This window comes from Lactobacillus delbrueckii subsp. jakobsenii ZN7a-9 = DSM 26046 (assembly GCF_001888925.1).
Classification (GTDB): Bacteria; Bacillota; Bacilli; order Lactobacillales; family Lactobacillaceae; genus Lactobacillus; species Lactobacillus delbrueckii.
The window spans coordinates 303937-323418 of record NZ_CP018218.1 but is presented as its reverse complement, the minus strand read 5'-3'; the positions used below and the strand labels follow the sequence as shown (position 1 = coordinate 323418).

19 protein-coding genes and 1 other annotated feature are annotated in these 19482 nt (G+C 50.5%); of the genes, 13 read left to right on the top strand and 6 right to left on the bottom strand.

Going from position 1 to position 19482, the window contains the following annotated elements:
• Positions 1-16 precede the first annotated feature (16 nt).
• Genes LJ046_RS01780 through LJ046_RS01770 form a run of 3 tightly spaced genes read left to right on the top strand, consistent with a single transcriptional unit; the run spans position 17 to position 2171 of the window.
• On the top strand, positions 17-427 hold the full coding sequence (locus LJ046_RS01780) for a hypothetical protein (RefSeq protein ID WP_002878349.1): 411 nt from the start codon (positions 17-19) through the stop codon (positions 425-427).
• A gap of 42 nt (positions 428-469) precedes the next feature.
• The gene (locus LJ046_RS01775; protein ID WP_002878350.1) at positions 470-928 is read left to right on the top strand and encodes a hypothetical protein; all 459 of its coding nucleotides are present in this window, start codon (positions 470-472) and stop codon (positions 926-928) included.
• A gap of 25 nt (positions 929-953) precedes the next feature.
• Positions 954-2171 (top strand): MFS transporter, encoded by a 1218-nt coding sequence (locus LJ046_RS01770; RefSeq protein ID WP_035176550.1) that lies wholly within the window; start codon positions 954-956, stop codon positions 2169-2171.
• Between the two features lie 45 nt (positions 2172-2216).
• Here LJ046_RS01770 and LJ046_RS01765 read toward each other — a convergent pair whose 3' ends face one another.
• Together LJ046_RS01765 and LJ046_RS01760 are read right to left on the bottom strand one after the other, a co-directional pair.
• On the bottom strand, positions 2217-3311 hold the full coding sequence (locus tag LJ046_RS01765; RefSeq protein WP_002878352.1) for a BMP family lipoprotein: 1095 nt from the start codon (positions 3309-3311) through the stop codon (positions 2217-2219).
• A 204-nt stretch (positions 3312-3515) separates the two neighbouring features.
• The gene (locus tag LJ046_RS01760; protein WP_002878354.1) at positions 3516-4616 is read right to left on the bottom strand and encodes a YdcF family protein; all 1101 of its coding nucleotides are present in this window, start codon (positions 4614-4616) and stop codon (positions 3516-3518) included.
• Positions 4617-4708: 92 nt separating this feature from the next.
• Between LJ046_RS01760 and LJ046_RS01755 the strand changes: the two genes are divergently transcribed.
• Complete coding sequence (locus LJ046_RS01755) at positions 4709-5365, top strand: CPBP family intramembrane glutamic endopeptidase (protein ID WP_002878355.1); 657 nt, start codon at positions 4709-4711, stop codon at positions 5363-5365.
• Positions 5366-5464: 99 nt separating this feature from the next.
• On the opposite strand, the gene LJ046_RS01750 is transcribed toward LJ046_RS01755, so the two are convergent.
• Positions 5465-6619, bottom strand: coding sequence for a cation:proton antiporter (locus tag LJ046_RS01750; protein ID WP_035176559.1), 1155 nt, complete (start codon positions 6617-6619; stop codon positions 5465-5467).
• A gap of 52 nt (positions 6620-6671) precedes the next feature.
• Positions 6672-6720: a sequence feature (sodium ion sensor (DUF1646 type); this cis-regulatory element may regulate processes involved in with the transportation of sodium ions), on the bottom strand.
• Between the two features lie 206 nt (positions 6721-6926).
• Between LJ046_RS01750 and tnpA the strand changes: the two genes are divergently transcribed.
• Positions 6927-7370: an IS200/IS605 family transposase gene (tnpA, locus tag LJ046_RS01745; RefSeq protein ID WP_002878357.1), complete on the top strand. Its 444-nt coding sequence runs from the start codon at positions 6927-6929 to the stop codon at positions 7368-7370.
• Between the two features lie 22 nt (positions 7371-7392).
• Entirely contained in the window at positions 7393-8571 is a 1179-nt protein-coding gene (locus LJ046_RS01740; RefSeq protein WP_002878358.1) for an RNA-guided endonuclease InsQ/TnpB family protein, read from the top strand.
• 264 nt (positions 8572-8835) lie between these two features.
• Here the strand turns inward: LJ046_RS01740 and LJ046_RS01730 are convergent, their stop codons facing one another.
• Both LJ046_RS01730 and cbpB read right to left on the bottom strand, forming a co-directional pair.
• Positions 8836-10650 carry a heavy metal translocating P-type ATPase gene (locus tag LJ046_RS01730; protein ID WP_002878359.1) on the bottom strand — a complete coding sequence of 605 codons (1815 nt, stop codon included), beginning with the start codon at positions 10648-10650 and terminating at the stop codon, positions 8836-8838.
• 138 nt (positions 10651-10788) lie between these two features.
• Positions 10789-11286 (bottom strand): cyclic-di-AMP-binding protein CbpB, encoded by a 498-nt coding sequence (cbpB, locus tag LJ046_RS01725; protein ID WP_002878360.1) that lies wholly within the window; start codon positions 11284-11286, stop codon positions 10789-10791.
• A gap of 597 nt (positions 11287-11883) precedes the next feature.
• Here cbpB and LJ046_RS01715 point away from each other — a divergent pair.
• From LJ046_RS01715 to dltB, 5 genes are all read left to right on the top strand, one after another.
• Positions 11884-13092, top strand: a complete 1209-nt coding sequence (locus LJ046_RS01715) for a YncE family protein (protein WP_002878361.1) — start codon at positions 11884-11886, stop codon at positions 13090-13092.
• 36 nt (positions 13093-13128) lie between these two features.
• A complete protein-coding gene (locus LJ046_RS01710) occupies positions 13129-13431 on the top strand; it encodes a hypothetical protein (RefSeq protein ID WP_002878362.1) in 303 nt (100 codons plus the stop codon).
• A 192-nt stretch (positions 13432-13623) separates the two neighbouring features.
• Positions 13624-13773 (top strand): teichoic acid D-Ala incorporation-associated protein DltX, encoded by a 150-nt coding sequence (gene dltX / locus LJ046_RS01705; protein ID WP_002878364.1) that lies wholly within the window; start codon positions 13624-13626, stop codon positions 13771-13773.
• 15 nt (positions 13774-13788) lie between these two features.
• Positions 13789-15291, top strand: coding sequence for a D-alanine--poly(phosphoribitol) ligase subunit DltA (dltA, locus tag LJ046_RS01700; RefSeq protein WP_002878368.1), 1503 nt, complete (start codon positions 13789-13791; stop codon positions 15289-15291).
• The gene (gene dltB / locus LJ046_RS01695) at positions 15288-16520 is read left to right on the top strand and encodes a D-alanyl-lipoteichoic acid biosynthesis protein DltB (RefSeq protein ID WP_002878369.1); all 1233 of its coding nucleotides are present in this window, start codon (positions 15288-15290) and stop codon (positions 16518-16520) included. Before dltA ends, dltB begins: the two co-directional genes overlap by 4 nt.
• A gap of 65 nt (positions 16521-16585) precedes the next feature.
• On the opposite strand, the gene LJ046_RS01690 is transcribed toward dltB, so the two are convergent.
• Positions 16586-17635, bottom strand: coding sequence for an IS30-like element ISL7 family transposase (locus LJ046_RS01690; RefSeq protein ID WP_002878880.1), 1050 nt, complete (start codon positions 17633-17635; stop codon positions 16586-16588).
• 212 nt (positions 17636-17847) lie between these two features.
• On the opposite strand from LJ046_RS01690, the gene dltC reads away from it, so the two are divergent.
• Together dltC and dltD are read left to right on the top strand one after the other, a co-directional pair.
• Positions 17848-18090: a D-alanine--poly(phosphoribitol) ligase subunit DltC gene (gene dltC, locus LJ046_RS01685; RefSeq protein WP_002879627.1), complete on the top strand. Its 243-nt coding sequence runs from the start codon at positions 17848-17850 to the stop codon at positions 18088-18090.
• Positions 18080-19366, top strand: coding sequence for a D-alanyl-lipoteichoic acid biosynthesis protein DltD (dltD, locus tag LJ046_RS01680; protein WP_002879626.1), 1287 nt, complete (start codon positions 18080-18082; stop codon positions 19364-19366). Before dltC ends, dltD begins: the two co-directional genes overlap by 11 nt.
• Positions 19367-19482 lie beyond the last annotated feature (116 nt).

The window sequence follows — 19482 nt, the reverse complement described above, 5'->3', positions numbered from 1 at the left end:
AACAATGGGGGTAAAAATGGAAACTGAAAAATTACTCGCTGCTTTGAAAGCAGATCATATTTCTAATGTACTAGATCAAGTGGCTGATTACAATTTTGCCGGCTACTTGAACAAGCTGATCGAAGACAAGGGGGTCAAGAAGAGTGACCTGTTTAATGAGGCCGCGATTGAGCGCAGCTATGGCTATCAGATCTTAAAAGGACGGCGCCTGCCGGCAAGGAACAAGGTTCTGGCCCTGGCCATTAGCTTGAAGCTGTCATTGAAAGAGACTAACCGTCTCTTGTCTTTGAGCGACAACGGGGCGCTTTATGCCAATGTGAAGCGGGATGCGGTCTTGATCTATTGCCTGGTCCGAGGGATGTCAGTGATCGATACTGACCAGCAGCTGGCAAATTACGGCTATCAGAGCTTGAACGAAGAAGAATAATAGAGTAGGATGGCGGATATTAGTTGTTAGTGGAGGAAAGCAATGAATAGCTTGTTTTGGGTAAATTTGTTAATCGGCTGCGGGATGCTGCTGAGCGGTTTTAAGCAATTGCCGGTGACTTTCAGCTGGCGGAAATTGGCAGTGATTTTTCTGGCAAGCGGGAGTCTGCTATTGGTTGAAGGGATGCTGGTCAGAAAGGTGTTTGAAACGGCGCAGGTACTTTTTGTGATTGCGGTTCTCTATTTGCTGCTGGGTCTTGCTGGCCTGGTCATGATGTTTGCCAAAAAGGACTGGCAAGCTTTCACCAGCGAAGATTGGCGCGATTTCCCGGCTGTCTTGATCATCAGTGCCTTGCTGGCCTGCTCCTGGTCTCTTGGGCCGTTAAAGCCGGGAAAAATTAATAGATGTAAAAGTACTGAGCCTCTGCTCAGTACTTTTTATATCCACTTTATAAAAAATACCATTTGTGTGAAAAAGGAGTATGATTTCAGTAAAGAATAAAAAGTGAAAACAAGGTGAGTGAACAATGAAAAAAGAAATTCCAACTTTGCCCTTTAATTCCTCGCAAGGAATAATCATGCTGGCGGCCAGCATCTATAGCGTGGCCCTGTCCTTCATAGTCCAAGAGTACGTCTCCAGTCCCGCGGTCAACAGCTTGGTCAACAACATCAGCGTTGCCGTAAGCGTGGCCTTTGCTCTGGCTATCGGCAGCTTCGTTGACCAGCATGGTGCCTGGCGGATCCTTTTTTTCACCACCTTGCTTTCTGGAATAGCCTGCCTGCTTCCGCCGCTGATTTTTGACCTGGACAAGGTGGCCTTCATCGGCGTCTTAATTGTCGTCGACATTGTCATTTCCATCATCAGTGAGTTCGACAACGCCGCCAGAACCGTCTATATCGTCCGCAAGGAGAACCGGGAGGCCATCCCCTTGGTGCAGCAGGGGATCAGCTCGCTGAACTCTATCTCCTCAATTGTCGGTTATCTGCTGGTTTTCGTGACCCTCAGCTTCGTGGCTTTGCCCAACTACCTCTACCTCTGCGCCGCCCTTTATCTGCTGGCCCTCTTAATCTGGCTGCGGGTACCGGCTGATCAAGTTGTGGCTTCCGTCCAACCCTCCTTCAGCTTTTCCATCCTGGCCCGCGATATCCGGGAATCAGTCAGCATCGTCTTTAAAAACAGCATTGCCTTGATCTTTGCCGCCGAAGTCCTTTTTACCTGCCGTAACCAACTGGTCATGAGCCTAGTAATTTTAAAAATCGGCCGCTATGATCCCCAGTTCAAGTCAATCCTGGTGATTGGCCTGGGCATCATCTTTGCCGTGGCAGTCGGTGCTGGCCTTAACCGGGCTGTGGTCAGCCTGCCTGCTGGCCTCAAAAAGCTCTCTGTCCTTGCCTTGATCGTCCTTTCTGCCGGGGCAACCTACCTAAGCGGCGGGGCAGGCCGCCAACTTTCTCCCTTTGTTTTCGGCCTCCTGCTCGGCAGTATTTTTGGTACTGGCATCCCAGTCTACACCTACCTGGAAACCAGCCGGATCATGAAAACTCCCGCCAGCTACCAGGGACGAAGCACGGCCCTGCTCCGCTTCGTGGGCATCTTCTTGACCTTGATCATGGCCCTGGTCCTGGGCTTCTTTGAAGGCCGGGTAAAGAGCAGCGTGGCCCTCTACTTCTCAGCTGGCGCCATTATCCTCCTCGTGATCTTCTGCCTGGTCTTGCTTCAGTCTGGCCGCGAGAAAAAAGCTTGATACGCAAAAAAATCTCTGAGCTCTTGCTCAGAGATTTTTGTTTGCTTACTTGCTTGGGTGGCTTGGTACTGAAACCTTGCGGGCCAGAATCTGGCTGCGGGCAGTTTGTGCCTGCTTCCAAACTGAAGCCTGGACGTAGCCCCGGGTCAAGTAGACCCCGTTGTGCTTCAAGCCGTAAACCAGCTGCTTGCCGCCTGGGAACTTGCCCTTGGCTGCCTTGGTAGCGATGTCCTTAACGGCCACGTTGACCCCGGTCATCACGCTGGTCAAGCAGAGGTTGGACTTCTTGCCGTCCTTGGACTTGTACTTGCCCAGGCTGGACTGGTCGGAGTCAACCCCGATGACCCAGACCTTCTTGCTGGAGTTGGCAGTCAGTTCTTGGTTGACTGACTTGGCTTCACTGAACAAGCCTTGGCCGGCTGAACCTGAAGCGTGGAAGATCACGTCCGCCTTCTTGGCGAACATGGCCTTGGCAATTGACTTTTCCTTGTCAGCGGCCGTAAATGAGCCGACGTATTGGTTCAAAACCGTGATCTTCTTGCCCATCTTCTTGGCCGTGTCCTGCACGCCCTTGGCAAAACCAGCATCAAATAAGTCGACGATGTCCCCGTGAACCCCGCCAATGAAGCCAACCACGTTGGTTTTGGTGGTCCGGGCCGCAACTACCCCGGCCATGTAGGAAGCATCTTGAGACTTAAAGTTGGCGGAAGCCACGTTCTTTTGCCCCTTGATCACGTCGTCGATGATGACAAAGTTCTTGTCAGTGTGCTTCTTGGCTGCTGAAGCAATCGCGCCCTTAAGTGAGTAGCCAACGCCAAAAATGGTCTTGTAGCCGGCCGCAACCGCCTGGTTGATGTTTGGCGTAAAGTCAGAAGCTGAACTTGATTCAAAGTATTGGTAGCCGTTGGTCCCCCGCTTTAAGCCTTGGGACTTGCCGTAAGCTACCATCCCTTCCCAGCCGGACTGGTTGAAGGAGTGGTCGTCAACCCCGGCGATGTCAGTGATCAAGGCCACGCTGGCTGAGCTCTTCTTGTTGGAGCTGCCGCCGTTTTGCTTGGCCCCTGAGCAGGCAGTCAGGGCAATCCCTGCTGCTAAAACAGTACCAGTAGCCAAAACTTGCTTGAATTTGAATTTCTTCACGATAAAATCCCCCTTAAGATTAACACGATTACGATCTTATCAATATTTGGTAGTTATGTCAAAAGTGCACCCACAAGATAAAGTGTTGATTTGACGGGATTCTCGTTTTTGCCAGAAAGCTCTCAAGATATATGACTCTAAGCGGGAAGGGCATACTAGAAAAAATAAAAAATTACCCGGATTTTCCAGGTAATTTTAAAAAAGTTAAAAGACATTTAGTAGTTTGCAAATTGCCAAGGCGATGTAGCCGGCCACGATCAAGGCCATCACGGTGAAGTGGCGGAGGCGGTTCATGACGAACATGCCGGCGAATTCGCGCAAAACCGCGTTGGGCAGGTAGTAAGGGCGGGTGTAAGAGCCGATCCCGTTGGCATCCAGCCCCGCCCTTTTCGCGTAGATGGCTGACCGGAAGACGTGGTAGTTGCTGGTAAAGAAGCAAGCCTTGAAGTTGTCATTGCCATAGTCGTTGTAGGCCACAATCTGAGAAAATTCCATGTTCTGCTCGGTATTTCTGGACTGGTCTTCCAGCAGGATCAGTTCCTTCGGGACCCCCCGCTTGATGGCGTAAGCGGCCATGGCTGCCGCTTCAGAAATTTTTTCATTCGGCCCCTGGCCGCCGGACATGATGAACTTGGGCAAGGGCTGGCCCTTTTCCTGCTGGTGGTAGGCAAACTGGATGGCCCGGTTGATTCTGGCCGCCTGGATGTTGGAAATCTGGTCCCCATGGATCAGGCCCGCTCCCAAAACGATCAGGTAGTTCTGCTGGTAGCGGCGAGGAACAATCTGGTATAGCAGGAGGTTGACCAGGAAGTTGTACATGACGGCTGCGAGGTAGACCGCGACCGTCGGGAAAATGTCCAGGATGAGGCGCAGGCCGGTCGGCGTGCTGCGGGTGAAGTGGCCGATGAAAATGAAGACCCAGAGGCCCAGCATGGCCCCGGCCAGGATCAAGGTCAGGAGGTTGGGCAGGGTATGGCTCTCATGCTTCAAGACCACATAGGAGTTCCATAAAAGCAGGATCCAGGAGAAGGAGACGATGACGGCCACGGTTACTGCCAGGATCGCCAGGGCCCAGAGGTAGACCTTGCGGAAGCTGGGCAGGTTGGTGGCATAGACCAGGAAGGTGAACCAGGCCCCCAGCGAAGCGATGAAAAAGGTGAAAAAGACCCCGTTGATCAAGCGGCGCGGGTCGCTCAGCCAGGAGAAAATGAAGGTTACCGAGGCAATCGCCACCAAAATGGTAAAGTAGCTGAAAGCCCGGTTCTGGCTGAATAGAAATAGCAGTGTGTTTAATCTGGATGGCATTTTTTAGGTCCTCGTCCATATCGTTTAGAAAATTGGTTAAACTTTATTATAATAGAGGATAAGAATTTTTTTGAGACAACAAGGTGACAAACATGAAAAAAATTGGGCATTATCTCTTTTACTTGATCGAAATCGCAATCTTGTTCGCGCTGTACACGACCCTGCAGGAGTTTTACTTCTACCCGGACATCTTTGGCTTCGGGTCGGCTGAGGCCTTCATCCTGGCCCTCTCGACCGTCCTGGTCTTCTGGTTCAGCTTCTGGCTCTATAAGGGGCAGCTGGATGATGACAATGACTGGGGCTTCAGCCAGGACTTCCACTGGGATTGGTGGAAGCTGGCCACCGCAGTCGGGGGCTTCTTCTTGATGCAGCTGCTCTACATCCTCTTGATGAACTTGATCGGCGGCGGGGTCTCAGTCAACCAGCAGAACCTGGATCACCTCCAGCAGACGGCGGGTCCAACCTACAATATCATGGTGGTCTTAGTTGCCCCGGTTATGGAGGAAATCATCTTCAGAGGGATGTTCTTCAACCTCCTCTTTAACCATGCCGGCAAGGTCGCCAAGTGGGCGGGGATCCTGGTTTCCGGTTTCTTCTTTGCCTTTGCCCACAATCCCTTCTGGTCACCATATCTCCTGGTTTACTGGATGATGGGGTCAGTCCTGGCCTGGGTCTACATGACCACCAAGGACCTGCGCTACTCCATGGCCACTCACATCATGTGGAACATGCTCAGCATTTTAGGCTAGGCCAAAAGGAAAAATACAAGAATACAACAAAAAGAGAAAAAAAGAAATCTGTTTGGAGATACGAAAAGCAGCGAAGCTTGGCTTCGCTGCTTTTTAGTTTCACGCTTCGTCTTTTCTGATGTAGTGGTTGAGCATGATTGGTGAGAGAACCGTCGTCAAGATGATGACCAGAATCAAGCTGGAGTAAATGTCCTTTGGGAAAAGGTGGTGGGCAATCCCGATCTGGGCCACGATCAAGGCCACTTCCCCCCGGGAAACCATCCCGGCCCCGACAATGCTGCCTTCCAGCGGCTTAAGGCCGAAGATTTCTGATGAGTATTTGCCGGCCCAGTACTTGGACAGAACGCCCAGAACCGTCATGACCACGATGAAGAGGAAGTCCTGGCCGATGGAGGCAAAAGTCATCGACAGGCCGATGTTGACGAAGAAGGTTGGAATAAAGACTGAGTAGCCGATCGCGGAGACTGAGGAATTGACTTCTGCTTCCTGCTTGGTCTGCCGGATGGCCAGGCCGCCGAAGAAGGCCCCGACCACGGCACTCAAGCCGACTAATTCAGCGATGTAGGCCATGCCCAAAGACAGGATCAAAGAGGCGATGACCACAGAGTAGCTGACATTGATTTTTTCCGCCAGCTGCATGAACTTTGGCGCGATGAACTTGTAAACCAGCCAGACGAAGACGAAGTAGAGGGCTTCAAAGAGCAGGTTCAGGAAGAAGTTGTTGGTCAGTCCAGACTTGCCGCCTTCATGGCTGAAGGTGGTGAAGAGGCTGAGGACGATCACCGCCAAAATGTCGTCGACTACCGCTGCCCCCAAAATTGCCGTCCCGGCCTTGGTCTGCAGCATCCCGGTCGCCCGCAGGACTTCCACGGAAATGGAGACGCTGGTGGCTGCGAAGATGATCCCGATGAAGAGGGCTTCCAGGAACTGCATCCCGAAGAGCAGGGAGGCCCCGCCGATAAAGAGGATAGGGAGGATAACCCCGACCGTGGCCACCGTGAAGCTGATCTTAAAGTACTTCTTCAGCAAGTCCAGGTCGCTTTCAATCCCGGCTAAAAACATCAGCATGATAACCCCGATGTCGGAGAAGAGAGTCATCGTTTCGTTAGGGTTGATCCAGCCCAAAAGAGCCGATCCCAGCAGGATCCCCGATAAGAGCTGGCCGATGACTGAGGGCCAGTTGAAGCGGGCAAAGACTTGCCCCAGCAGGGTTGTCATCAGCAAGACCAGTATCAATTGTCCAATAAATTCCATATTGACCTCCGTTTCAAAAAAGGGCTGGAAAACAAAAAACTCCCAAGAAAAAGCTTCTTGACCCAAAGAAGCAAATTCTTGAAAGTTTTGAAACTCCAACCTCTGAAAAATGTTATGTTAACTAATAATACTTTAGCAAGAAATTGGAGAAAAGACAAATTTTATTACGTTGGGGGTGAGAAAACTTGACATTTCAATGCCGAGTTGAATCGCCAACTTTTTACCTTAGTATGTGAACGTTAGTTCGACATGTGATATAATATAAATAGCTAGAGAGCTGTAAATACTGAAAGGAGGTGCAACTCATATGACTAAATACGAATTCAGAAATGATGAGCCAGATATCATCCATGGGCGAGGCTACGTATACAACCTCAATTACCACATCGTCTGGTGTACCAAGTATCGCAACCAAGCCTTGGCTAATCCAATTATTGTCGATTCGCTCAAGGACAAGATCCTTCAGATCTGCCGTGAGAATGAGTATACGGTCAAGGCTCTGGAAATAATGCCAACTCACGTGCATATTCTGCTGTCTGCCAAACCCCAAGAGAGCGTGACAAATATCGTCAAGAAGCTCAAAGGCATTACGGCCAAGTGGCTTTTTGAAAAGTATCCAGAAACGATGAAGGAATACTTCTGGGGTGGTCACGTCTGGTCACCGAGCTATTACGCAGGAAGCATTGGAGTGACAACCGAAGCTGTCGTCAAGAAATACATTGAGACGCAATGGAATAGACCATTTCACTAAACGCTAGAAAGGAGGAAGCGACATGGCAATACGCAAGCGCAAGTCAGATCTGCCGGAATATGGAGTGAAAATCAGATTGTACCCGACTCTCGTACAACAAGCCAAACTTAGACAGTTCTTTGGCAATGACCGCTTCCTCTGGAATCAACTTGTCAGCCTCTATCAGGGACGCTACAAGAACAACAAGAGCTTAAAACTGTTAACGGAATTCGATCTTAACAATCTGCTTCCCGCTTTGAAGAACGAATATCCATTCCTCAAGGCAAGCGACAGCTCCAGCTTCCAAATCGTGACCAAGAACATCAGCGATGCCTGGGAGGCGTTCTTTGCCGGAACGAGACGCAAGCCCCGCTTCCACTCAAAACATAACGCCAAGCAGTCATATACTGGCAAGTCGTCAAGCATCCGGATCATGGGCAAAAGAAACATGTTCCTGCCGAAGCTGAGAAGAGTCAGATCATCGAAAACCGGCGTCATCGACGGCAAGATCAAGCGCTACACGATCAGCATCGATGCTTGCGGTCGCTACTGGCTTTCTCTCATCGTGGAGAAAAAGACCGCCTTCCTGCCAAAGACTGGCAAGGCGGTTGGCATTGACGTGGGGTTGACGCACTTGGCCATTCTGTCAGACGGCAGAAAGTTTGACAGGTTCTCATCGGATTTCTGCGAGAAACAAGCAGAAATCTGGCAGAGCAAGTCATCCAAGCGCCGTCATTTGGCTTTGGTTAAGTCGCAGCAGGACGTCAACAAAAAGGTTCTTGGCGCAAAAAGCTTGTCTGACTATCGCAACTGGCAGAAAGCCAATGTCGCCAAAAACCGCTATATGAGCCGCATCACGAATCAGCGCGATGACTATCTGCACAAGATCACGGATCAGCTGGTAAAGGAATACGACGTCATCGTCATTGAAGATCTCAAGATCAAGAACATGACAAAGAATCACCACCTTGCCCACTCAATCCTGCGTCAGTCATGGGGTAAATTCCGCGAAATGCTGGAATACAAGTGCAAGAAGTACGGAAAGATTCTCATCAAGGTCAATCCAGCATACACCAGCCGAATCTGCTCAAAATGCGGCAAGGATATGGGCAAGAAGCCACTGTCAGTGCGGGAATGGGACTGCCCATTCTGCAAGGCGCATCATGACCGTGACATCAATGCATCAATCAATATTTTGCTTAAAGGACTTGCCCAGCTCTGAGAGAGCTGGGCAAGCAAAAAAATCGTACCGTCAAACAGCAGTCACTGCGGCTTGGCGGAATCGTTGGAGGGGGCACTTCCGTGATAAATAGACTGACCTCTGTTTTTGCACTGCTGTTCAGCTTGCTGGACAGAACCAGTAAAAAAGCAGTCTTGACTTCGGCCAATCCTGCTTGCAAGAATAAGTTGGTTGTTCTCAGAAGCTGTAGGCTGTGCGTGAGCACTAGCCTATAAAGAAACCCCCGACCTTGGTCGGGGGAGCATGTCATAAACCGGTCTGTTTTGGATTCTTCGGTTCGGTCTTAGCCAAAAGGGCCAGGCAGATGGTGATCATGTCGACCACTTCCTGCAAAACAGCGCCCCAGAAGGCCGGAATAAGACCAGTGAAGGCCACCAGTTCCAGAATGATAACGACCACGATGGCAGTGATAACGTCGATTTCAGCCACCTTCATGGTGTGCTTGGCAATGGCCACGGCATCGTTGATCTTGCTCAAGTCGTTGACCATGATGACCGCGTCAGCACTTTCGCTGGCCGCGCTAGCCCCATTGGCTCCCATGGCAATGCCGACGTCAGCGGCCGTCAAGCTTGGCGCGTCGTTGATCCCGTCCCCGGTCATGACGACTGGACGGTTTTCAGGCGCCACGTTCTTGATGGCTTCAATCTTCTGGGCTGGCAAAAGGCTGGCCCGGACGTCATCGACGCCGGCCGCGTCAGCGATCGCCTGGGCTACGTCCTTGTTGTCCCCGGTCAGCATCATGATGTGCTTTGCGCCTTGTTTGCGCAGGCGGGCCAAAGTTTGCGGAGTTTCTGGCCGCAGCTGGTCCTTGAAGGTGATGCAGCCGGCGTACTTGCCGTCAACTGAAACGTAGACAGCAGTAGTCTTGGCCTTGTTTACGTTAGCGTCAGGCGCCACGTAGGAAAGCTTGCCGACCATGACGTACTTGCCGTCAACGGTCCCGCTCACCCCGTTACCAGTTGATTCCTGCAAGTTGCTTACGGCTTGGATCAAGTTCTTGTCAGTCCCTTGAACCAGGGACTTGGCGATGATGTGGTCGGATTGCTGCTCAAGGCTGGCCGCGTAGCTTTGGATAGTTTCTTTGTCAAAGCCGTTTTCCGGCAGAACGTCTTGGATGACCAATTGGTTCTGGGTCAAAGTCCCAGTCTTGTCGAAGGCAAAGGTCTTGGCCTTGGCTAATTGTTCCAAGGTTGGACCGGACTTGACGATGATGTGGTGCTTGGACATGGAGCTCATCCCCGCTACCAGGGCAACTGGAGCGGCGATCAAGAGCGGACATGGGGAGGCAACGACCATGACTTCCGCGAAGCGGGTGAAGTTCCCGGTCGTCACCCAGGCAGCGATCCCGATAATTAATGAAATAATGGTAAATGGCACGGCGTAGCGGTCCGCCATCTTGACGAACTTGGCCGGCTGGGCAGCAGAAGACTTAACCAGTTCAACGATGGTCTGGTATTCAGAGTCCTTGGCCAGCTTCTTGACTTCCATGGTTACGGCGGTTTCCCCGTTAAGGGAACCGGACATCAAGTCGTCGCCGACCGTCTTGTCCACCGGAACTGATTCCCCGGTCAGAGATGACTGGTCAAAGGTAGAGCTGCCTTCAATGATGGTCCCATCTACTGGCACCTGCTGACCTGGCTTGATTAAGACCTGGTCGCCGATCTGCAGGTCGTCAACCTTGACTTCAACTACCTTGCCGTCAACCAGCTTGCTGGCTACCTGCGGGTTCTTGTCCAAAAGGGCCCGCAGTTCCCGGTTGGCCTGGCCGGTCGCGTAGTCTTCCAGGCTTTCGCCACCAGTAGACATGACCAGGATCATCCATTCAGCCCAGTAGTCCCGGGTAATCATCATGGAGATGATCGCGATCAGGGCCAGGACGTCGATGCCCCAGTGCCCTTCTTTCAAGTCCCCAAACATTTCCCTGGCTAAGGAGATGCTGATGTAGGCACCAGCAATGTCGAACAGGACCTCCGCGATTCCCGGAATGTGCAGGACATTGTCAGTGATCAGTCCAATTGCCCCGAGAACCAGGACGACAATGAATTTCCATTGGCGTTTCATGAATTATTCCTCCCAATAGTAAAAACAAGGAGTGTGGACACACACTTCACTTTTTATCTTAAAAGACAATATAGATTATTAGATATATTTTAGCACAAATTGGATTTCTTATACTGAAAATGCTTATGATTGTAATTGTTAATTCTCCGCTTCTAATTTAAGGACCTGCTTCTTGTCAACCGTGACATAGTGGTCGTCAAAAGTGTGGGCCAGGTAGTTGAAGGCCTTGAACCATTCTCGCCTGGTGATCATCCCTTGAAAGACCCCCTGGTCGTCGACAACGGGGAGGAAGTTGTTGTCAACGAGCAGGTGGAGCTGGGTCTCGATGTCTTTTTCCGTAAAGCTGATGGAAACGAAGTCAGTCTCCATGACATCCTTGACCTTGTACTTGTTCAAAGGCTTAACGGAAATGCCATCCAGGTCCAGCATCTTGTCGGTGATCATGGCCAGGCTTAAGAGGCCGGTGATCTGGCCCTTCTTGTTCAAGACGGGAATCTTGGCGTACTTGACCTTGGTTAAGATCAAGAAGGCATGGTAAAGGGGATTGTCTTCTTCAACGATGGCAATCTTGCTGGCCGGAATCAAAAAGGAGCCGGACTTTTCCGCGAGAACGCGTTGAATAGCTGCTGAAATCATCAACCTAATTCCTTATATTTTTTTCTTTGCTAATTTTTGTTTTGACATAATTTAAGTATAAAACTATTTTGGAAAAAGAGAAAAAGAAAAAGGCCTGCTCGCGCAGGCCTAATTGGTTTTCATCTACTTTGGAGGAGTAAGAATGAATGAAATAAAAAAGTGGGAGTACTTGTAACGAGTTCTACCAGCTCATTACATGTTTATCATACAGGGTAATTCTCAATAAAGGGTTTGGAATTCCTTAACAAAGAGTAAAGAATTGCTTGCGGATATATAAAGACCTCTTCAAGCAACAAAAAAGCTCACGCAACGCACGTGAGCCGAAAGGGATAGATATGAATCGACTATGGAGTCAGTCGATATTTTTCATTTACTTTGGAGGAGTATGAATGAAAAACAAAAAGTTGAGTGTAGTAACAAGCTCTCGCTTGCTACGGTCATTATATTATACTGGAAATGTGAACAAAGTATGACATTTAGCGAAAAATTCAAAAAAAGCCAAAAAAATTGCTTCGCCCCTGGCCGGGCTTGTTAAGATAGAGGGGAATTTTCTTTTTTAGGGAAAAAATTGCAGAAAAAAGGCCGGAAGGAGGGCCAATGGGCAAAAAAGACAGAAAAAGCGGAAAGAAACTAGTCAGCCGGAAGAAGCACCATTTTCACCGGAAGCTGCGCCTGCTGATTTTTAACCTAATCCTGCTGGCGGGCCTGGCAGCCTGGGGCTATTACTGGGCCTATCCGGCTTACAGCCAGTGGCAGATGAAGCAGGCCATGCTGGCGGCCCGGCCCAAGCTGACCAAGGCCAAGGACGGAACCAGCACCAGCCCGGCCTGGCACAAGCTGACAGCCTACCGGAAGGCGATCCGGGACAATTACAGCTTCGTCTACCAGGCCGCCTACCAGACCCCGAAAAGGACGACGGTGGGCCAGGACGTGGTCATCCCGGGCCTCATTTCGACGCGGAGCTATGACTACCAGGCGAAAAAGATTACTTCAGCCAGCGCCATGACCCCCCAGGGGATCGCCGTGGTCTACAATTATCTTTTGATCACGGCCTATGACGGCCAGCACCGGCATGCCTCGGTCATTTATGTTTTAGACAAAAAGACGGGGAAATTTTTGAAAACGGTCCGCTTGCCAGGCCGGCAGCACCTGGGCGGGATTGCTTATGACCCTAAGGGGATGCAGATCTGGCTGACCGGGTCAAAGGACGGGCAGTCAGCCTTGATGTCCTTCTCCTTGGCCAAATTGATCGAATACGTGGCCAGCGCCAAGACCAGCGACCAGCTGGTTTATGATCATGAGATTCCGATCAACTCGATCGCCAAGGCCTCAGCTTTGACTTATTACGATGACCAGCTCTTTGTCGGCTATTTCAATGAAAATGGCCATGGCAAGGTCGCCAGCTACAAGCTGGCCCGGTCCGGCCAGTACAAAAACACCATCACCACCAGTGAGATTTCCAGTATCAACGAGTCCGTTTCCTGGTCTGACCCGGACGGGACGACCAGTATGAACAAGCAGATCCAGGGCCTGGCCATCTACGGGGACAAAATTTTCCTCAGCCAGTCATATGGCAGCCAGGATTCCAAGCTCTACATCTTCCCGATCACGGCCGTGAACAACCTCGACGAGTCAAATGCCGAGCAGGTGGTCAGGATGCCGCCTTACTTAGAGCAGATCACAGTCTATAAGGGCCAGCTGCTCTGCCTCTTTGAATCGGCCTCCAGCCAGTATGCCCGCCAGGATATCACGGTCATGGACCGGACCCTGTCGGTCAATATCAACGCCCTGCTGGACAATAACTGATAAATAGCGAATATCATATAAAGGAAACAATAAAAAATGGATAGCCAACTTGCTAAGAAAATCATCATCGACGTGCAGATTTCCGGCTGGTCCTGCCTGATCCCGGCCAGCGGCCTGCTCTACCTCTACCAGGTCACTCATTACACCAGCTTCTTGTGGGGCCTGGCCCTGGTCGTTTTGTACGCGGCCTACGTGCTGGCGACCGCCAAGCTGGACAAGTGGCAGTCCCCAAGCTACGTTTTGCGGATGAGCTTGATCGCGATGTTCTTCGTCGGCTTCCTGCCTTCAATTCTGCTTTTGTTCTGCTACAGCCAGGAGCGTAAGGCCGGATTGAAGTAGCTTTTTGCAAAAATATAAGGTGAAGGACTAGTTTTTTGTGTTTTTTAATACGTTAAGAAATGGTAAAATGTCAGAAGACTGTGAACGAAATATGAATAATGTGTTACAGTTGACTGTAATAAAAAAGTAAGTTGTGTTGTTTCATTCTGTTGGGATAGCAGACTCTGGTGAAAAGAAGAGGAGATGAGCTTAATGGAAAATAAGACACCAGTCAGCCGGGGGAAGGTCATCCGGTCTTTTATCCTGCGAACCCTGCTTTACAGCCTCATTTTATTAGGCTTGATTTATTTGTATGAATATTGTGGCTTGGGTTCAACTGGCTTTATTTACAATGAATTTTAGGAGAGTTGAGTGGAAATGAGAAATATTGTCAAGACGATCGATGAGATCGCGCAAAGAGAACCAGACCGGGTAGTTTACGACTACCTGGGTCAAAAGAACACCTACGCTGACTTGATCAAGCGGGCTAACAGCTGGGCAGCCTTGTTAAAGGAAAAAGCACCGGCCAAGGTACCCGTTATGATTTGGGGCGGGCAGACTTTTGACATGCTGGCTTGCTTCTTAGGTTGTGTAAAGAGCGGGCACTGCTACGTGCCAATCGCCGACTATTCTAACGTTGAAAGAATCGACCTGGTCAGAGAAGTCTCTGCCTCCCCGGTCTTGATCGCCATCAGCGACTTGCCGGAAGTCGACCTGGGCGACTTGACCCTGCTTAAGCCGGACGACGTTCCGGAAGAGGGGACAGCGGATGAGGCAGACTACGTCAAGGGCGATGAAAACTTCTATATCATTTGTACTTCCGGGACGACCGGTAAGCCTAAGGGGGTCCAGATCAGCCACGACAACCTGGTTAGCTTCGTTGACTGGGAACTGAAGGACTTTGACCTGCCGGACCATCCGCGCTTTTTGGCCCAGGCCCCTTACTCATTTGACCTGTCAGTCATGAGCATCTATCCGGCCCTGTTGAGCGGCGGGGAACTGGTTGTTTTGCCTCACGAAGTGACGGAAAACTTTGCCCAGCTCTTCAAGGCCTTGCCGGAAACCGACGTAAATGTCTGGGTGTCAACTCCGTCCTTTGCCCAAATGTGCTTCCTGGACCGGACTTTTGACGCAGACCACCACGCCGGCCTCAGCCACTTCCTCTTCTGCGGGGAAGAACTGCCCCGTAAGGAAGTTGAAATGCTCAAGAAACGCTTCCCGGACAGCCGGATTTTTAATACCTACGGGCCAACGGAAGCGACCGTGGCAGTCACGCAAGTGGAGATCACCCAGGAAATTCTGGAAAAATATGACCGCCTGCCAATCGGCTATGTCAAGGAAGATACGGAAATCACTATTGACCTCAGCCAGGGCGATGACGGCAAGAGCGGGGAAATGATCATCGCCGGCCCGTCAGTTTCCAAGGCCTACATCAATAACCCGGAAAAGACCGAAGAAGCCTTTTACCAGGAAGACGGCGTTCAGCACTACCGGACCGGGGACGTGGGCTACTTTGACGGGGACCTGCTCTTCTACAAGGGCCGGATCGGTTTCCAGATCAAGTTCAACGGCTACCGGATCGAGCTGGAAGAAATCAACTTCTACATGAACCAGAATCCGCTGGTCCGCCACGCGGTTGCTGCCCCGATCTACAAGCCTGACCACACGATCAAGCAATTGGTAGCCGTGGTTGAGTTAAACGACGGGGTCCGCCGCAAGTTCGCTGAAGGGACCATTACCAAGCAGATCAGAGACGGCCTAGCCAAGGACGTGATGCCGTACATGATCCCGCAGCGCTACCTTTACAAAGACGCCCTGCCGATCTCCCAGAACGGGAAGGTCGACATCAAGGCGGTCATCAAGGAGGTTAACCAGGCGTGATAAATCTGCAACCATATGAAAACCCGCAGTACTTTGTCTACCTGTTGATCGCGCTTTTGCCTTTGATCATCGGCCTTTACTTCGGCAAGCGCTACAAGTGGTACGAAGCCCTGGTCTCCCTTGCTTTCATTTTTCTCATCTTCGACGCGGACAAGTGGCAGCAGGGGGTAACCTTGATCTGCTATATCGTCTACCAGTTCCTGGTGACTTTTGCCTACCAGCACTACCGGAAGAAGACGGGGAAGGCCAATAAGACCTGGGTCTTCTGCCTGGCCGTGATCCTGGCTATCCTGCCTTTGGTCGGGGTAAAAATCTGGCCGATCGTGCCCCACAAGCAGGGGATCGACTTCGGCTTCTTAGGGATTTCCTACCTAACCTTCAAGACGGTCCAGGTGGTCATTGAGCTGCGCGACGGGACGATCAAGCAGGTGGATCCGGTTATGTACGCCCGCTTCCTCTTGTTTTTTCCGACCATCTCCAGCGGCCCGATCGACCGCTACCGCCGCTTCGTCAAGGACTATGACAAGGCACCGAGCCGGGAAGACTACATTAAGGACCTCTCTTACGCGGTCAGATACCTCTTCCAGGGCTTCTTGTACAAGTTCCTCCTGGGCTGGTTCTTCGGGACCTACTGCCTGCCATACCTTGAGCAGCAGGCCATCCTGGCCGGGCGGATGTATCCTTTGCACCTGTCCTGGTGGCTTTTAGGGGTCATGTACTGCTACTCAATGTACCTGTTCTTTGACTTCGCGGGCTACTCCCTCTTCGCCGTGTCGATTTCCTACTTTATGGGCATCCACACGCCGATGAACTTCAACAAGCCTTTCGCGGCCCACAACATCAAGGAATTCTGGAACCGCTGGCACATGACTCTGTCCTTCTGGTTCAGAGACTTCATCTTCATGCGCTTCACCTTCTTCGCGATGAAGAAGCGCTTGATCAAGAACCGGAACCGCCTGGCTCAAGCGGCCTACCTGGTCAACTTCATGGTAATGGCGGTCTGGCACGGTTTGACCTGGTACTACATCGTCTACGGTCTTTACCACGCCCTGGCCATCATCATCAACGACATCTGGCTCCGCTTCAAGAAGAAACACAAGCTGGTCAAGCACAACAAGTTCACTGAAGCGGTGGCAATTTTCGTGACCTTCAACGTGGTCTGCCTCAGCTTCTTGATCTTCTCAGGATTCCTGAACAACCTGTGGTTCAACGTGCCGCTGGGCAAGTAATTTTTTTAAAAACGCCAATTGCAAGAATAAATTGAACACTTACCATAACATCTGGTAGATTTTGACTATCTACGCCGGTAAATGCGGTCAAGTTCGGTGTCAAAGTACTCTTCTGGAGTCTTGTAGTTTAAGATCTTCCGAGGAAGAGAGTTGCACCATACCTCGATCTTAGCAATATCTTCCACACTGTACTTATCCATACGGTCTCCCTTGGGAATATAGCGTCTGATAAGCCCGTTGTGCCGTTCTACGCTGCCTTTATCACAAGATGTATAAGGATGAGCGTAGTACACAAGAGTCTTGGAAACTTGCTCAAGATTGGATAGATCTGCGAACTCAGATCCGTTGTCAGTTGTGATAGACTTAAAGATTTGATTCCATTTGGATCCGTAGTACTCTCGAAGCTTATCAAATGCCTTCATAACGCTAGCTGAGGTCTTATCCTCAATCTTGATCATGAAGAACTGACGCGTCTTTCGTTCGCACAGAGTAAGCAACACATCGTCGTCCTTAGTCTTGTGTCCAAGAACCAGATCGCATTCCCAGTGGCCAAAGTCCTTACGGCTTTCGATTCTAGGACTACGTTCATCGATGCTTCGTCCCAGGATACGCTTGTTTACACGGGCACGACGAGTCTTAGTATTGCGCTTGACCTTCTCTGGAAGATCACCGTTCTTGATGTCCATTAGGCCCAAGTCAACGTAGTTATACAGAGTTTTGGTTGATACGACCTGATCTTTCTGGAAGATTCCCTTGGCCAAAGCATAACCCACGCAAGCATCAAGAGACCAGCCTTGATTATGAAAGCAGTGGGAAACATAGTCGATGAACTTATGTCTGCGAAGAAACAAGCTCTTGCGGCCGCATTCGCTTCTATGTAGTTCGTAAGTGCTTTGCCCTTCGACAGCTTTATACCGCCTCACATTGCCGGTATACAGGGATACTGTGCCTCTTTTGAGCTCATATCCGACCGTGCTTGGTGAGCAGTTAAGTTCTCTAGCTATAGCACGATTAGAGTAGCCCTTAGAGTGCAGCTCCTGGATTGTAGTCCGGTCGTTTAGCGTAAGGTGCTTGCCCTTTTGGTGTGGTTTAGTGTTAGAATAAGAATGATCCATTTTAACCTCTCTAGAAATGTTTGTGGTAATTCATATTCTACCAGATGGTTGAAATGGATTTTTTGTGCTCTAATCCAGTGAAAACGATTTTTCTTACTGGATCGGAACAGTGTTCAGTTTAATTTTACAATCGGCGATTTTTTTAAAAAATCAACAGAAAACAAAACAGAAAAAAGATCTAAAGAAACAGATTTAACAAGAAGAGGAAAATTATGGATATTCAAAAGCAAATCGTTGACATTTTAGCTGAAGCAACTGGTGAAGACTTCTCAGACAACATGGATCAAGAACTCTACGAGAGCGGGATCATGGACTCCATGGCCACTGTGCAGATGCTCTTGACCCTGCAGGAAACCTTCGACATCACTGTTCCGGTTTCTGAATTCAACCGCGACGACTGGAACACCCCGAACAAGCTGGTTGAACAGGTGAAGAAACTGCAAGATGAAGAATAAGACAAAACTTTGGCTGATCTTTGGGCCAGTCATCTGCGCGGTGCTCTTGCTGATGGGGATCTTATCCCTGCCTTGGGAGCGGACCTTCTCAAAGGGCAGCCTTTTCCAGGCCGCCGCTTCGCAGACCACGACTGTCTTCAAGGGCAAGGCCATGCGGCAGAAGGCCTATAAGGAGGGCTATGTGCCTTTCTACGGGTCAAGTGAACTGTCGCGTTTTGACAACATGCACCCGACTGTCCTGGCTACCAAGTACCATCGTTCCTACACGCCTTTCCTGCTTGGGGGACCGGGCAGCCAGTCCCTGGCTCAATACCTGGGGATGCAGGAGGCGCCAAGCAAGAAGGCCGTGGTGATTATTTCACCGCAATGGTTCACGCCCCAGGGGCAGAACCCGGATGCCTTTACCCTCTACTACTCGCCTCTGCATGCCAGCGACTTTATTTTGAACGCTAAAGACACGGAAGCTGACCGCTACGCGGCCCGCCGCCTTTTGCAAATGCCAAGCGTGAAGAGTGAGCACGTGATCCACCATGCCCTGCTAGAAATCGCGGCCGGGGTGGGGATCTCCAAGATGGAGCGCTACTACCTCCGCTGGCGGCGGCAGATCTACTCCACGGAAGACAAGTTCTTTACTTCCCTGCAGCTGCGCGACCGCCTGCCAAAGATTGAGAAGCAGGGGGCCAAGCTGCCGGATACCTACTCTTACGAGGGCTTGAAGAAGGCCTCAGAGAAGGAAGCCAAGAAGGATACCAAGGGCAACCGCTTTGGGATCCGGACTAGTTTTTACAAAAAGCGCTTGAATGCCAAGCTGCTCAAGAAATTGAAGGGGAGCCAGAAGAAGTTCAACTATGTTGAATCCCCGGAATACTCGGACTTCGAGCTGCTCTTGAACCAGTTCGCCAAGGACAAGACCCAGGTCCTCTTCATTATTCCGCCAGTTAACGCCAAGTGGCAGAAGTACACTGGCTTGTCACAGAAGATGTATGACACGGCTACGAATAAGATCAAGCACCAGCTGATCAGCCAGGGCTTTGACAACATCTATGACCTGTCCAAGGACGGCAAGAAGAAGTACTTTATGGAAGACACCATCCACCTGGGCTGGAACGGCTGGCTGGCCGTTGACCAGGCAGTCAAGCCTTTTATGGAGCAGAAGTACGCGGAACCGGAATACGCGATTAACGACTACTACCTGACCAAGACTTGGCGGGAAAAGAAAAAGCTGCCGACGGTGGCTTTGACGAATAAAGACGTCCTGGCAAAATTAAAAAAATAAGCTTTCGGGGTGAAAAGATTGTCCGAAAGCCAGTTTGAGTATATAATCTATCTCGTGTCAAATGCTTAGGCTGTTTTCTCCGGTAGCGAAAACAGCCCTTAATATGTGGTTTGCTT

Bases quoted from the DNA above. Each gene is read 5' to 3' on its own strand.
- LJ046_RS01780 (WP_002878349.1), top strand. From the start codon at position 17: ATGGAAACTGAAAAATTACTCGCTGCTTTGAAAGCAGATCATATTTCT.
- LJ046_RS01775 (WP_002878350.1), top strand. From the start codon at position 470: ATGAATAGCTTGTTTTGGGTAAATTTGTTAATCGGCTGCGGGATGCTG.
- LJ046_RS01770 (WP_035176550.1), top strand. From the start codon at position 954: ATGAAAAAAGAAATTCCAACTTTGCCCTTTAATTCCTCGCAAGGAATA.
- LJ046_RS01760 (WP_002878354.1), bottom strand. From the start codon at position 4,616: ATGCCATCCAGATTAAACACACTGCTATTTCTATTCAGCCAGAACCGG.
- LJ046_RS01755 (WP_002878355.1), top strand. From the start codon at position 4,709: ATGAAAAAAATTGGGCATTATCTCTTTTACTTGATCGAAATCGCAATC.
- LJ046_RS01750 (WP_035176559.1), bottom strand. From the start codon at position 6,619: ATGGAATTTATTGGACAATTGATACTGGTCTTGCTGATGACAACCCTG.
- tnpA (WP_002878357.1), top strand. From the start codon at position 6,927: ATGACTAAATACGAATTCAGAAATGATGAGCCAGATATCATCCATGGG.
- LJ046_RS01740 (WP_002878358.1), top strand. From the start codon at position 7,393: ATGGCAATACGCAAGCGCAAGTCAGATCTGCCGGAATATGGAGTGAAA.
- LJ046_RS01730 (WP_002878359.1), bottom strand. From the start codon at position 10,650: ATGAAACGCCAATGGAAATTCATTGTCGTCCTGGTTCTCGGGGCAATT.
- cbpB (WP_002878360.1), bottom strand. From the start codon at position 11,286: ATGATTTCAGCAGCTATTCAACGCGTTCTCGCGGAAAAGTCCGGCTCC.
- LJ046_RS01715 (WP_002878361.1), top strand. From the start codon at position 11,884: ATGGGCAAAAAAGACAGAAAAAGCGGAAAGAAACTAGTCAGCCGGAAG.
- LJ046_RS01710 (WP_002878362.1), top strand. From the start codon at position 13,129: ATGGATAGCCAACTTGCTAAGAAAATCATCATCGACGTGCAGATTTCC.
- dltX (WP_002878364.1), top strand. From the start codon at position 13,624: ATGGAAAATAAGACACCAGTCAGCCGGGGGAAGGTCATCCGGTCTTTT.
- dltA (WP_002878368.1), top strand. From the start codon at position 13,789: ATGAGAAATATTGTCAAGACGATCGATGAGATCGCGCAAAGAGAACCA.
- LJ046_RS01690 (WP_002878880.1), bottom strand. From the start codon at position 17,635: ATGGATCATTCTTATTCTAACACTAAACCACACCAAAAGGGCAAGCAC.
- dltC (WP_002879627.1), top strand. From the start codon at position 17,848: ATGGATATTCAAAAGCAAATCGTTGACATTTTAGCTGAAGCAACTGGT.
- dltD (WP_002879626.1), top strand. From the start codon at position 18,080: ATGAAGAATAAGACAAAACTTTGGCTGATCTTTGGGCCAGTCATCTGC.